The sequence below is a fragment of the Bacillus sp. PK6-16 genome (assembly GCF_056530295.1).
The window spans coordinates 2,294,187-2,308,925 of the sequence record NZ_CP096511.1 but is presented as its reverse complement, the minus strand read 5'-3'; the positions used below and the strand labels follow the sequence as shown (position 1 = coordinate 2,308,925).

The following is a 14,739-nucleotide window of genomic DNA, read 5'->3' as shown; positions in this document are numbered from 1 at the left end:
TTTTTAATGAATATTAATGTTTAAAAAAATAAAAAATACATATTCTTTTGTTCTAAGTTCATACCCTTCTACCGAATCGATACGGAATTTTCTGATTTTAAAACTAATATGAAATAAAGGAGAATAAAAAGAAAAATTATTATCAATCTATCAATTGAAAATAATACTTAGCAAGAGTTTATCATCTTAACTCCAAGTGTATTCGTTTTGCTTCAAAATAAAGAACTTGAATAAATTTTTTCGTATCAATACGAGCAGGTAATGTTGGTTCATTATTCAATTCTGTCATCTTTCTCCTTACGGTAGTAAAATCAAAAAATCTAGAAGCATAATTTTCGAACTTCGGGTTTAAAAAATCAGTAAGTCCAAGGGATGCTAAATGGTTTAATGATTGATAAATTGCTCTCCGAATCCGTTGTTTGGAAGCTTCTATGAACCTTTTTAATTCGGCATCTTCAGCTGAATCCCCAAGTTTTTTTTGAGCCAAATTCATAAAAATCTCTTTTAGTGAGGGAAAGCCTTGTTCCAACGTGTTATCTTGTTCATATTTATATAAATAATCTAGCATATCCATTAAATCTTTACTTCCACTTTCACTGGCTATTCCTAATTCAGACAAAAGAAAATGAATGGAATTTTGAAAATGATTGAAAGTATTTAAATGTTTTTCACTACGGTATTTTTCTTGCGTACTTAAATTACTATCCAATTTTAGTACCATATTAAGCGATTCTTGAATGTTTTTTATCGATTTTTCCAAACGAATTCGTTCAATGACTTTCCGAACAACTGTTAATACTTCAATCCGGTTAATTGGCTTAATAATATAGTATTCAACACCAAGCGAATAAGCTTCAGCAATTAATTCTTTTGATTCTACTTGAGAGACCATGATGATTTTCCCTTTAAACGAAGGTTTTATTTGACGAATTGTTTTTATTCCATCTTGATTCGGCATTAACAAATCGATAAATAAAATGTCTATATTTTTAAGGATTACCATTTGTTGCTCTAAAGATAAACCATCCTCAGCTTCTCCTATAACCTCCCCAAGATCTTCATCCTCGATAATTTGAGCCAACATTGAGCGAACCGCTTTTTCATCATCTACTATATAAAAATACATAGAATCACCCTTTCGAAATTATATGATCAATCCCTAATCTAATTATAAAAATTGATCCTTTTCCTTCGGTTCTGTCCTCAAGCGTAACATCACCTTCAAGTTGTTCGACCATTTCTTTAACATACGATAATCCGATACCTGTCGATGGGTTGCCTAAATCATCATATTTAGAAGTAAACCCAGGCTCAAAAATTGAATCTTTATATTTTGAAGAAATACCAGGACCATTATCGCCTATTTGAAATTCAACAAAATGGTGGTCTTTATTAATGTCAATTGTGATGGTTCCCATACCTTGGATAGCTTCTACAGCGTTTGTAACGATATTATTTATAATAGATAAGATTGTGTAAATATGATAATGAGGATGCACACCATCAATTTTATACACAAATTGGATGTCTTTCTCTAGCAACCGTGCATATTTCGTATTTGCCCGTATAATGATATTTACTAGTTCATGCACAGACATATAATCTGTAAAACTTTCATCAGAAATTAATTTTGAAAGTCCCGCAAAAATACGTTGGTTATCCTTTTTAACATCATGGACCTCACCAGCAATTTGTAATGCCTGTTGCCTTAAATCCTCAAACTGAAAATCCATCTGTTTGTGCTCAAAAGAGTCTAAGGTTTTATATAAATCATAGGATTTTTTTGTTATATTCTCAGCATCTTGTAATGTTTTCTTTAAATGAACAGCATCTTCATATAAATTAGAGATAAGCATGAGCATATGTTCATTTTGTTTCTTTATATGTCTCTCCCTTGATTGCGCTTCATACAATTTCATCATATTGAAAAAGCTTAGAACTATAAAACTATGGGAACATGCGATAACAATGATCTCATTTATTGCCTCGGATGTGATCGATGTTTTTAATACGAAATATTGAATCATTAATTCCACACAGTCTGACAGTATTTCAATCATGCAACCAATAAAACCAATCATTAGTGGTTGATGATAAAAACGTTTGATTTTTGCTAAATGAAAGAGATACGAATAAGTAAAATAAAAGAAAAAACTAGGATAGTGAGTATGAAAAGCGGCTAGCCAATCCATATTTCCCTTTATAATGACATCCATTGAGATACGAAATACTACCACGACTATCGCTGTTAAAAAACCCGGTAAAAATGCTGGAATTCGTCGAAACAATAACAAAAAAAAGAAAAATGTTGGTGCGCCAAAGCTCATTCTAAATGTTTCATTTAAAGGAAATGACTTTATTTCACCTACTAAGGGTACTGTAAGTATCATTAAAACGAGAATATAGATGTCTTTTTTTACTAAATTACTAAGATTCAAAATAATCACTTCTCACTTTCGCCTAACAGTCAGTATACAAACCTATTTGCATTAATACAATACTTACTCTATTTTTTTCAAAAACTGATAAATAAGATATAAACGAAAGCATTCTAGATTGTGAGTATTCATTACACCCTTCTACTTTAGAAAGATACTTTATAACTCAAAAATGTTCAGACACAATATAAGGTCTGAACACTTTTGGACTCGCTCTAACACCAAAATATCTGTGCTCCTTTTTAAAATATACTTAAATCCCATTCTTTTGCAATATGTTCTAACAACATAATTCCTGGTAAACTATTCCCATATTCATCAATGGCTGGTCCGTAAATACCAATACCACATCCATCTTGGAACGATAAATCCTTCCTAGATTTTGAGGGAACAAGTGTCATAATTCCGCCCGATACCCCACTCTTAGCTGGTAATCCAATGAAAGCAGCAAATTTTCCAGAAGCATTGTACATTCCACAAGTTAGCATTAAAGCTTTTGTTAACCTAGCTACTTCTTTAGGGAGCACTTGTTCTTTGCGAATAGGATGATATCCATCATGTGCTAGTATAAGCCCTATTAAGGCAATATCTTCTGTATTTATTTCAATCGAACATTGTTTTAGGTAAACCTCTAGTGTCTCCTCCACATCTGATTCTAGAAAACCATTCTCCTTTAAATAGTATGCTAATGCTCTATTACGATGAGCCGTTTCCCATTCTGATTGAAATACTATTTCATTAATAGCGGGACGCTTCTCTATCATTTTTTCAATTAATACGTATAGAGATTCTAATTTTTCTTGCACCGATGTCCCTGGCAAAAGTGAAGCTATCGTAATTGCTCCAGCATTAATCATAGGATTAAAAGGTTTTCCTGGTTTATGTATCTCTAAACGAATAATTGAATTAAAGGCATCTCCAGTTGGCTCTACGTCAACTCGTTCTAATACATAAGAAATACCGCGACTTAAACAAGCGGCTATAAAACCGATTACTTTTGATATACTTTGTAATGTGAAAGGGATCTCCCAATCTCCTGATTTTATCATTGTTCCATCTGGCTTTACTATACAAATACCTAACTGCGATACATTTATTTCCCCCAGAGCGGGAATATAACTGGCGCTTCGTCCCTTAGCTGCATACGCTCGATAATGAGCTACCCATTGATCTAAGCAAACTTTTTCTTGACCCTCAACTTGAACGCTAGAATCCTTTATCATTTAATCATATTCCCCCGTACTATTAACTTTATATAGAATGATTTTTTCTTTACTATAATCAATAATATTTGCACTAGAACCAAGAAAAATATTCAGACATATTGCAGTCTGAATATCCTTCTTATTACACACTTTTCTTTTTTGAAGTTTTCTCATAACTATCCCAACATTCAATATTTTCAAGCCCTTTAATGTTTTCTTTATAAAAAATAGGATCTTTACCAGCTTTTTTCTGGTTTATATAATCTTGTAACGCCGCAAATGCTACTTTTGAAAGTAAGGTAATAGCAATTAAATTAATAATAACCATAAAGCCCATAAATAAGTCCGCTAAATCCCATACAATTTGAATCTTTGCAACAGAACCAAATACAATCATAGCCAACACACTTATTCTGTATATCATTAACCACACTTTACTTGTATGTAAGAAGCGAATATTTGTTTCACCATAATAATAGTTGCCAATTAACGCACCAAATCCAAATAAAAAAACAAAGATAGCAAGACACCCCGATGCCCAAGGACCTATGTGTTCACTTAATGCTGCTTGTGTAAGTGCAATACCATTTAACCCCGGTTGTTTATATGCATCAGACAGCAAAATAATAAAGGCAGTGCTAGTACAAATGATCAGTGTATCCGTTAATACACCAAATGCTTGAATCAGTCCTTGTTTCACCGGATGACTTGTTGTTGCTGTTGCGGCAACGTTTGGTGCACTTCCCATACCAGCTTCATTTGAAAATAAACCACGTTTAACTCCATTCATAAGTGCTGCACCAATTGAACCGCCTGCTATTTGTTTAAAACCAAATGCGTTTTGAACAATAAGAGAAAGAACTTCCGGCATTTTTGATATGTTGGTAACTACAACAAATAATGCAACTCCAATGTATAATACCGCTAAAAATACCACCTTGTATTCAGCCATTTTTGCAATACGTTGTACACCACCAAAAATAATCGCAGCGAAAGCAATGGCCATGATTATCCCAACTGTTAGACGATCTGTACCAAATGAGTTTTGAAAAGCAATTGTAACTGTATTTGATTGTACTGAATTGAATACAAGACCAAAAGTAATTGTGATTAAAATAGAGAATAATACTCCCATCCAACGTTTATTCAACCCTTTTTCCATATAATAGGATGGACCACCGCGGAAACCAGTTTTATCTTTTACTTTATATATCTGTGCTAATGTGCTTTCGACAAAACTGGAGGCCGAGCTAATAATAGAAATAATCCACATCCAAAATACAGCTCCAGGACCACCTAATGCAATTGCAATCGCAATTCCTGTAATATTCCCTGTTCCAACGCGGGCTGCCATACCAATACAAAACGCTTGAAAAGGAGAGATTTGATCTTTAGAACCACTTTTCCCCTCCATTAATACACGGACCATCTCTTTTAACATTCGAAACTGTACAAAATTCAATTTAAATGTAAAATAAATTCCGCAAATAACAAGCATAATAATTAACAATTTAGACCATAAAAAATCATTTGTTGATCCGACTAACTCTACAAAAAATCTTTCCATATTATCACTCCATACCAAAAATTTATCTATCATAATCTATATAAAATCACCTATATTCCTTGGCATAAATACCTCATTCATATTCAAATACAACAAGAATAAAAATTTTCTATATGAATAGAATTGGCCTGTTTAAACAAACATCGCAACATGCAACTTCAAAACTGAATTTTCTAAAAACTTTCCGTTTATACACACGATGCTCTATCCCCTTCTGCAAAACTAATATTCTTATCCACTAATGTTGTTGTACTATTATGTTTGTTTCGTTTACCGGTGATTTATATTTAAATCATAATAATCAATAGTGATTAACTGGTTTTTTGTTAATTTTCTTAAGAACATGGAAATATCTCCTTTCTTACTACTAATCTCAAAAATAGGCTAGGTAAAAATTTCACGAAAAACCTATAAAGCGCTTTCAATCTTTAACTAAGAGAAGCTTGTCTTTAATTTATAATTAAAAGTACAGAATGTTACGAAAAAGTACAGATTTTTATAAAAACAAAAAAATATTTTAAGATTTTTCATCTAAAAAAACAGTGAGATTTTGTGAATTTTATACAGTATCCAAACGTCGCAGATTTTGTTCTACCTATCCTTTGACAAGCCTCTATTTTCTTCATAAAAACATGCATACTTTTTCTCTTTTAGAAGTTCATATAAAGTATTTGAAATCAAGAATCAATAGAATATTATAAGAATATTAAAAAAATAAAGCATTTAATTTATTTATGGTATCATACAAAAAACATTTGTTTTCTCAATTAATCCCCCTAGTTGGATTCGTCTATATTGCACATATTTACAACATGAAAGACACTAAGAAAAAAAGGATTTTGTTGAAAGGATGAAACATTACAAAACTCTTATTTAGGACCTTATGACATCCTCTTTTCTAGCAATATCGAGTTATCCCAAAAAACGTATATTTACTAACATAGATTACAGGTGGTGTATTGTGAAAGAAATAGTATTCGTTCAAAATAAAAAAAGACTCCTTATGAAATTCGAATTTTTAAAAAAGGATTTAGTGCTTACCATTTCACTGATACTAGCAATTGTAAGCTGCTTAATACATTCGCCAAAGATCGAATATATTAACTTTGAAGTGTTAATTAGCTTATTTAATCTAATGGTGGCCATTAAGGCCTTGGAACAGCTAAAGATATTAGACAAACTTGCTGTTGCGATTTTAAATAAATGCAATAACAGCAGGTCAATATCTATTATTCTAATTTTGTTATGCTTTATTTGCTCCATGTTTGTAACAAATGATGTCGCTCTTCTCACTTTTGTACCAATAACACTTGTCATTAGTAAAAAAACACAAATGAACATGATGGATACAATCATCCTGCAAACAATTGCGGCAAACATCGGTAGTAGCTTGATGCCTATGGGAAACCCACAAAATTTATACCTATACTCTTACTATGGAATTAAGCTCATCCCATTTTTAGGTTCAATCCTGCTTTTAGCTGTACTTGGAATTAGTTTGTTATTTATATGTACTCAAAAACTTCAAAAAACAGATTTGAAAATAGAACTACCTGTTATTACCGTGAAAAATCGAAAAAAAGCTACCGTCTGGATTTTAATACTTATCACTATCATTGCATCTATTTTTGGTGTCATTAATTATTACATTGCGCTAATAGTTACATTGGTGGCAGCATTTACGTTAGATAGAAACTTACTATTTAAGATCGATTACTTTCTTCTAATAACCTTTGTCTGTTTTTTTATTTTCATCGGAAACATTTCACATTCGGATGCACTGGAGACATTTGCTCGCGCTAATTTAAGAGGAGATACTTCAGTCTTCTTTAGTTCCATATTTTTGAGTCAATTGATTAGCAATTTTCCTACTTCAATTCTTCTATCAAACTTTACTTCTGATTGGAAAGCTTTATTACTAGGAGTAAATATTGGAGGGCTTGGAACAATTATCGCATCTTTAGCCAGTGTAATCTCCTATAAACTATTCATTCAGGCCAATGTTAAAGAGAGTAAGGCGTATTTAATTAAATTTAGCATTTACAACTTTTCATTTTTAATCATACTTACATGTATACAATACTTTATGTTTAAATTTCTAAAAATTTTTTAAAAAATTGATTCCTTTAGAAAAACCCAAATATCTCAATTTAATGCTGAGATATTTGGGTTTTAATATAGGTATGTTTAAAGAGCTACAACAAAGTTACCATCAATTTAATATTTTGAGATGTTCTCACAGCGAAAATCTTTTAGCTTTTACGTTGTTTATTAGATTTCAGTTCATTTTTTATGCACTCAGTTATATAATAAATGACTGAATTTATAGGGTAATAACTTTCAATTAATAATAGAAATATAACTTATTACAATGTTATTTCATTTTTGAAGTCTTCTTCACAAAATCCTTAATGTCCCTCAATTTTTTCCTGCTAATATTATCTTTGATGGTTGAATCTATTTCAATTTCTAATTTTGCAAATGCTGCTCCTACACAATTATAGATACTTAATCCAAAAGCAAGATGTCTTGCAGTACCACTAAATGCCTTTTTAATATCAATGTCAGGACGATAAACGTTGAATTTATCAGGCCTTTCAAATACGTTAGAGTCACAATTTGTTGCACCAATCATACAGTAGTATCCACATAACTAGTTACATTCTCCTTTTTTCTATTGTTAATAGCTTCGTAATAAAAGCTGTTAAACAGCAAAAGTGCGAAGTCTTAAATTAGACTTCGCACCTTATACAAATTTACAATCCGTGAAGATACCAATACAAATGCAATACTAGATACATACTAATCACTCATTATATCTGTTGCTCTCTTAATTGGCCAATGTACAAACAAATCCTTTTACTTAGCCATTCTTCATAATTGGCTTGATTGTTTCTAGATACTCAATCCCTCTATACTCTTTCAAGCGGTAATCCATTCCGATGGAAATTACAAATGACAAAATTTATCCGTTTTTCCTACTTGCTAAATTCAGCAAGTAAAATGTTTTTAAAAACTTCCGGGTTATTAATGTTTAAACTGTTCGAATTGATAGCGAGTGTATGTTTACCTCCAAGTGTTCCACCAGCAAAAGTGGAAAACCCTGGAACGGCCCCCCTGTGTCCCCATACCGAGACACCGTTCGGAAGCTTAATTTCAAGTATTCCAAGACCATATCCGGTTCCCTCTCTATTTGTAGGAACTGTAGTAAGCATTTGTTTTAACTGCTGTTCCTTCAGTAATTTGCCACCTAGTAAGCAAGAAAAGAATTTGTTTAAGTCGTCAGCAGTAGAAATCATATCTCCATCCGAGCTACCTGGGTTAATATAAGTAACATCTTTTAGCTCACTCGCTCCGTCTAGTTGCAAATAGCCACGGGCATGCTTGGTGCCTGGAATCACGCTTGAATTACCAGGTAGAAATGTATTTGACAAATCAAGCGGTTCAATAATCCGATTTTCAACCTCTTCCGCATAGCTGTTTCCTGTTACTTTTTCAATAAGGATTCCTAGTATTACATATCCTGTATTTGAATAAGACCAACCCTTTCCTGGGGCAAAGTCTGGGGGAAGTGAAATCCCCATCTTTACAAATTCTTCAGCCGTATACGATTTTTTTATATCCGTAATATCAAAGTCTTTTGAATTTATATAGTCAGCAATACCACTTGTATGATTCAATATTTGCCGGATCGTAATCTGGTTACCATCATATCCGTTTCCTTGAATAACACCAGGTAACCATTTTTCAATGGAGTCGTCTAGATTCAAACGGTTCTCTCCAGATAATTGAAGTAGAACTGTTGCAATGAACGTTTTCGTCACACTGCCAATGCGAAAGCGAAAATCTGCTTTCATTGGTTTCTTAGTTTTCAAATCCGCTACCCCAGCACTATAACTCCAAGTTTTACCCCCCTTAGAAATTTTAGCGAGTATTCCCGGGTATCCAAGTTGTAGTTCATCTCGCATTGCTTTCTTAACAGAAGTACGATCGCTTTGCGTACTTGTTTGTAACGAACTAGATACATTTTGCGTAGGTTCTGCTTTTACAATTAATGTTGGTGTTATGTATAACAGGGAACTTCCAGCTATTAAAAGTGCTAGACTTGCACATGTAATTTTACTGCGTGTTTTCATAAAGAATTCCTCTCTTCTATTTAAATTGTATTGATGGTTAATAGCTATGTCATATACTAACCACACAGCTATCAACTCTCCCAATGATAAAAGTCAACACTGAATTTGCAATTATCGTACTAATCATTATTTTCACAAACACCATTGTGTCCTAACAATCTCTAAATCACTCTTTTTCCATATGCATATTAACCATAGAAATTACTTCTTTTCCTTAAAACACTCTTGTTACTGATTATTTGTTTTATATGTAGGCCGTACTTGCCCCCCCTTCATGCCTCCTTATATTTTTATCCTACACAATGAAAATCTCTTTTTTCTTACCTATTCCTTACAAATTCCTTACATACAAAATCACTTCTACAATAGGATTGAAGTAGCATCTGTGCCCGAAAGCGCAAAAAACACCGATGCTTTTCGCTTCAGTGTTTTTGCGCTTTACATATTGAAGATTCGTTTTACTCTTAACAGGTTAAACTGCTAATTTTTTCTAATGCGATTATTCTTCTTGCTATATAGAACAAATTTCATTGTGTTATATGAAACACTATGAAATTTGTCATTAAGGCACATGATTCTAAATTTATTGATGTACTTGAGATGGACTCACTTTTTGAATTTGAACAAGTATATCAAATGCTTTACCTAATGATATATCAACAGTTTTTGGCATATCAGGCCCTTCGGTAGTTATTCCAGCGAAAATTGGATGTTGTTCGTTTAACCAAGTTTTTGTCACGCCATTCGCCTTACGTAAATCAATAAAAAATTGATCTTTTTTGACCTGTCCAAAAATGTAGTTATAACTGTTTGGATCATCCGATTTTAATGTTCCATAGGGGCCAAATTCACCATCGCTATTCTTGACATTATATTGTCCTTCATAAACTGACGTTCCAATAGATACGTACCGTTTTCCGTAATATTCTGCTAAATGCTGCCCTGCTACTTTAGGGTATATAAAAGAAAGCATATTTGTTTTCGAAACGTGTCCATTATGTCCCCATACAATGGTTTTTCCTAAATGTTCTTCAGTCCACTTCGCATTTTCATACATTGCAATATCATGTTTCAAATAAAAATCCGCTGGTTTATCAGGAGGTGTCGCTAACATTGTAGTAAACTGTTCAATAATACGAGCATTTTGCTTTATCCATGCAAACTCTTTAGATTTCCCATTTAAATAGCTTTTATTTTCCTCTAATAAAGCACTAATTTGTTTAGCATCTAAAACATACTTTTCTTTTTCTTCTTTCGTAAGGCTTTCAAAAGTATTCATATCCTTTGTTACAGAAATAAGCCCTTTTATCTTCTCTTCTACTCTAGGCAACAGTTTTGAGTTGTTTGCTTTAATATATTCTATTATATTATTATAAACATTTTCGTTTACTGATTGAATGTCCATCCCGATGACACGTACTTTCGATTTATGTTTTGGATTAGCATTATATTGCCGAATCCAATCAAGTAAATCTAGCATTTCTTTCGTCTTAAATACAGGTGTTAGATGTTGGCTTGGGTTTCCCTTACCAGTAAGAACATATCGATCAAGTTCCAAGGCCCTGTCCCATCCCTCTTCTAAAACTAGATTGGTAAAGCCCTTTTCAGATACTAAATACTTAACAATGCGGTGTTTCATTGTAAAAACTTCATGAGCCCCATGCGTAGCTTCACCTAAACCTACAATTGAAGCTGAACCTACCATATTCTTAAGTGGTTTCAAATCATTAAGAGATGCAGTTGGATTAGTTGTTTTTAAAGGCTTTGCATGTGCTTCTAACCATTTCGCTATTTGATTTGTATTGTAGGGAGCTGTAACAGAAACCTCTGTTTTCGAATCTGCATAAGTATTTCCTACAAAATGAGTCATTGTTATAGCAGAAGCAACAATTGCAATAATTATTTTCTTTTTCATAAAAAACCTCCTGAAATATTTACTTATAGCTTTTTGACATACTCTGCCAATTTCCGTTTAAAACATTCATTTTCTTATTACTGTTAAGATACATTTATTCTAGTTCCTAAAACTCACTTATTTCTTAATAGGTTCTTAAGAAATTCTTAATTCACTTATACGAATATAAAACTAAATAAGCTTCAATTCATTGTATTGTAAATTCCTCATTGCATAACATTATAATGTACAGATATTCGTTATAGATGATGTTATCTAAAGTATTCAATTTCAGTATGTATTATTAACGTAGTTAATATATGGTTAATATGAAGTTCCAAATTTTGATTGTTTGTAGTCTCTTTATCATAGAGTTAATTTAGGGGTTATTTTTTGTTCACTTCATTTTTTCGGCACTCTGCATCTAGACGGTATACCCATTGGCCACAGTTAGACTATTTCAAATCAAAAAAATAGATTACCTGCACACTAAAGAGTATAGCGCACAGGTAATCTAGTTGTTTTTGAGATTAATAAAAAACTAATTTATCTTTTGAATTCTTCCATCAATAATAGACTGAATTGGTTCTTTTGATTTTTTTATATAATCTACTAATGCTTCAAAATCAGTTGGTCCTGTTTCAGCATCTTTACCGTTTTTAAAGGATACAAATCCATCTCCACCTGAAGCTAGAAATGCGTTCGCAACGACGCTGTAAGTTTTAGAAGGAATAATTTCTTCTCCATTTGTTAAGCGAATACTTGTTACTTTTTCTCCATTAGGCTTGTTCGCATCCCAAGTGTATTGGATCCCTGAAATTTGAAGCATTCTTGTTATGTCTTTTTGCCATTGTTGATTTAAAATATCACGAATGTCTTGACCTGTTAAATTTACTTTTATTAATTGATTTCCGAATGGTTGAATACCATATATCTCTCCCCATGTAATATCACCAGCATCTAAGTCATTACGAATACCACCAGGATTCATAAGTGCAATTTGGGATTGCATTGTTGCACGCTGAGCATCAGCAACTAAATTTCCGAGAGTAGATTCACCAGCCGTATTGAGTTTACGATCTAGTGGAGCAATAGACTTACCTACAATTTCATTAACAAGAGGTGCGATTTTTGCTTGATATTTCTCCATCTTCTTCTTGATTTTTTTATCAGGCTCCATGCCTTCATGGTAAGTTGTAACAATTTCTGCTTTTTTCTCAACAATATCTTGTGTTTTACGATCAATCTTTACATCAACATCAGCAAAAGCCATACCATATGAATTTGCTTGTACGACAAGTTTATTATTAACAGTTCCATTTACATAGGTGTGGCTATGGCCACCAAAAATAACATCGACTTCTGAATCAGTCTCATTTGCTAATCGGACAATATCACCATTTGTTACGCCGTTCCCATCTGTTATACCTCCGTTATGTGCAAGAACAACGATAGATTTAACGCCTAGTTTTTTTAATTGCTTTACGGATTTGTTAATAGCTTCAACTTCATCTGTAATTTCTACATTCTTTAGCATAGTAGGCATAACAAGGTTAGGAACATCCGTTGTTACGACTCCGATAAATCCAACAGGAACTCCTTGTACCTTTTTTATAGTGAATGGTGGTAAAAATAAACGACCGGTGGATTTATTATAGAAATTTGCAGCAACATATGGGAATTTTGCTCCTTTAAAATTACCTGTTTTCTCATGGTATCCACCATAAATAAGGCGGTTCATTTCTTCAACACCTTCATCAAATTCATGATTTCCTATCGTTCCAACATCGAATTTCAAATCATTTAGAAATTCAATCGTAGGTTCGTCTTGTAATAATGCTGAAACAGGAGTACTTGCTCCAACAACATCGCCAGCATGTACCTTTAATGTATTCGGATTTTGTTTTTCACGATCACGTAAATAAGCCCCTAAGTACTCAATTCCCCCTGCATCTTTATTGTTAATTTTTTTTACAGTGTCTAGTTGCCCATGAAAATCGTTAATACCGAGCATTTGTACATCTATGTAGCGGTTTTGTTCTGTACTTGCTTGGATTGAAGGCGCAGCAAATACACTAGTAAAAGTAACTGTACTTAATGCTAAAGCAACTGGAATGATTTTTTTCAACATAAAATTTCTCTCCCCTAATTAAAATCTGACATAATACGATGTTATTTTAATATATTAAGAGAATTATTTCCACAAAAATTCTACCAATTATAAAAATTAATAAGATTTTATTGTTTTCTGACAAGATATTTCTTCCTCAGAAAAATGTATATTTCTTTGTTTTGAGGATTATTCAAAATATTATCTTGATAGTAATATAACAATACTTCTAAGAAATCTAAAAAACTCTAATCAATATATTTTAACTGTTAAGAAGAGTATTCAATCCAAAATTAATGGAGATTTATCAACCTAACATCTCAATATCACCATTTAAAAAGATGCTCCTGGATTTATCCAAGAGCATCTTTTATAAAGCTTTATTTTTTACTTGTTTATAATTTATCAATTAACAATTATATAGTTGTAATCAGTCATTTAAAAATAATAGGAGTGCTTCATTAAATTCTTTAGCATGCGTTGCATGTAGCCCATGTGGACCACCCTTTATTAAGGCCACTTTAGAATTAGGAATTGCTTCATGTGTTAATTTCCCACTATATTCATATGGTACAGTTGCATCAGAATCACCGTGAATAATAAGAGTAGGTATATTAAACTTCTCCAAGTCTTTTCTAAAATCTGTCTTACTAAAGGCGGTAATACAATCAAGTGTTCCTTTAGGTGATGCACTGGCTGCAATATCCCAATTATATAAACGGAATGGCTCACTAACTAAATCTGTTCGATTACCAGCCGCGAAAAATCCCTTAGTAAATTCATCAAGAAATGCAAGGCGGTCATTTATCACACCACTTTTGAATGCTTCAATTGTTGCATCATCTAATGCCCCTTCAGGATGATTCTCTGATTTGTATAAATATGGAGGTACTGCCCCAGCAAAAACAGCCTTTTCAATACGATCTGTTCCATACGTACTAATATATCGGGCTACTTCGCCTCCACCCATAGAAAAACCAACAAGTGTGACATTTTGAAGCTCTAAATGTTCTAATAGTTGATGTAAATCAGAAGTAAAGGTATCATATTCATACCCTTCCCACGGCTGAGATGATTGTCCAAATCCTCGACGATCATATGTTATAACTCTGTATCCAGCCTCAACAAGAGCGGGAACTTGGTATTCCCAAGATCGACCACTTAACGGCCAACCATGAATGAGTACAACTGGTTTTCCTGTGCCATGATCCTCATAATATATCTCAATTGGTTCTTGCTTTTCGGTTCCTACAGTAATTTTAGCCATGCTTCTACCTCCTAAAAATATTCCAATATGCATCCTTTTATTCAATAATCTGGATGAATGTCATAACCTATTCATGCACGTTTATGTTGTGAACTCTAAGTATGAAACTCTATTGTTCCAAT

At 32.8% G+C, this 14,739-nt stretch carries 10 protein-coding genes; 1 reads left to right on the top strand and 9 read right to left on the bottom strand.

Features of this window, described 5'->3' with window-relative positions; translation table 11 throughout:
• Positions 1-181: 181 nt before the first annotated feature.
• The 4 genes from M1D66_RS11835 to M1D66_RS11820 all read right to left on the bottom strand — a co-directional run bounded on the left by M1D66_RS11835 (position 182) and on the right by M1D66_RS11820 (position 5,210).
• Entirely contained in the window at positions 182-1,126 is a 945-nt protein-coding gene (locus M1D66_RS11835) for a response regulator (protein WP_000274085.1), read from the bottom strand.
• Between the two features lie 4 nt (positions 1,127-1,130).
• The gene (locus M1D66_RS11830; RefSeq protein WP_000584790.1) at positions 1,131-2,447 is read right to left on the bottom strand and encodes a sensor histidine kinase; all 1,317 of its coding nucleotides are present in this window, start codon (positions 2,445-2,447) and stop codon (positions 1,131-1,133) included.
• A 233-nt stretch (positions 2,448-2,680) separates the two neighbouring features.
• Positions 2,681-3,661 carry a glutaminase GlsA gene (gene glsA / locus M1D66_RS11825; protein WP_000588648.1) on the bottom strand — a complete coding sequence of 327 codons (981 nt, stop codon included), beginning with the start codon at positions 3,659-3,661 and terminating at the stop codon, positions 2,681-2,683.
• Positions 3,662-3,785: 124 nt separating this feature from the next.
• Positions 3,786-5,210, bottom strand: coding sequence for an alanine/glycine:cation symporter family protein (locus tag M1D66_RS11820; RefSeq protein ID WP_000439283.1), 1,425 nt, complete (start codon positions 5,208-5,210; stop codon positions 3,786-3,788).
• Between the two features lie 961 nt (positions 5,211-6,171).
• On the opposite strand from M1D66_RS11820, the gene M1D66_RS11815 reads away from it, so the two are divergent.
• Positions 6,172-7,323 (top strand): anion transporter, encoded by a 1,152-nt coding sequence (locus tag M1D66_RS11815; protein WP_000659280.1) that lies wholly within the window; start codon positions 6,172-6,174, stop codon positions 7,321-7,323.
• Between the two features lie 261 nt (positions 7,324-7,584).
• On the opposite strand, the gene M1D66_RS11810 is transcribed toward M1D66_RS11815, so the two are convergent.
• The 5 genes from M1D66_RS11810 to M1D66_RS11790 all read right to left on the bottom strand — a co-directional run bounded on the left by M1D66_RS11810 (position 7,585) and on the right by M1D66_RS11790 (position 14,617).
• Positions 7,585-7,845 carry a cytochrome P450 gene (locus M1D66_RS11810; protein ID WP_012593266.1) on the bottom strand — a complete coding sequence of 87 codons (261 nt, stop codon included), beginning with the start codon at positions 7,843-7,845 and terminating at the stop codon, positions 7,585-7,587.
• A 343-nt stretch (positions 7,846-8,188) separates the two neighbouring features.
• Positions 8,189-9,346 carry a serine hydrolase domain-containing protein gene (locus M1D66_RS11805; protein ID WP_086384997.1) on the bottom strand — a complete coding sequence of 386 codons (1,158 nt, stop codon included), beginning with the start codon at positions 9,344-9,346 and terminating at the stop codon, positions 8,189-8,191.
• A gap of 583 nt (positions 9,347-9,929) precedes the next feature.
• A complete protein-coding gene (locus M1D66_RS11800; RefSeq protein WP_242555150.1) occupies positions 9,930-11,261 on the bottom strand; it encodes an erythromycin esterase family protein in 1,332 nt (443 codons plus the stop codon).
• Between the two features lie 520 nt (positions 11,262-11,781).
• Entirely contained in the window at positions 11,782-13,371 is a 1,590-nt protein-coding gene (locus M1D66_RS11795; RefSeq protein ID WP_086384999.1) for a bifunctional metallophosphatase/5'-nucleotidase, read from the bottom strand.
• Positions 13,372-13,780: 409 nt separating this feature from the next.
• On the bottom strand, positions 13,781-14,617 hold the full coding sequence (locus M1D66_RS11790) for a bromoperoxidase (RefSeq protein ID WP_086385000.1): 837 nt from the start codon (positions 14,615-14,617) through the stop codon (positions 13,781-13,783).
• Between the last annotated feature and the right edge of the window lie 122 nt (positions 14,618-14,739).

Coding starts and splice junctions, on each gene's coding strand:
- M1D66_RS11790 (WP_086385000.1), bottom strand. CDS start 14,617: ATGGCTAAAATTACTGTAGGAACCGAAAAGCAAGAACCAATTGAGATA.
- M1D66_RS11835 (WP_000274085.1), bottom strand. CDS start 1,126: ATGTATTTTTATATAGTAGATGATGAAAAAGCGGTTCGCTCAATGTTG.
- glsA (WP_000588648.1), bottom strand. CDS start 3,661: ATGATAAAGGATTCTAGCGTTCAAGTTGAGGGTCAAGAAAAAGTTTGC.
- M1D66_RS11795 (WP_086384999.1), bottom strand. CDS start 13,371: ATGTTGAAAAAAATCATTCCAGTTGCTTTAGCATTAAGTACAGTTACT.
- M1D66_RS11800 (WP_242555150.1), bottom strand. CDS start 11,261: ATGAAAAAGAAAATAATTATTGCAATTGTTGCTTCTGCTATAACAATG.
- M1D66_RS11805 (WP_086384997.1), bottom strand. CDS start 9,346: ATGAAAACACGCAGTAAAATTACATGTGCAAGTCTAGCACTTTTAATA.
- M1D66_RS11820 (WP_000439283.1), bottom strand. CDS start 5,210: ATGGAAAGATTTTTTGTAGAGTTAGTCGGATCAACAAATGATTTTTTA.
- M1D66_RS11810 (WP_012593266.1), bottom strand. CDS start 7,845: ATGATTGGTGCAACAAATTGTGACTCTAACGTATTTGAAAGGCCTGAT.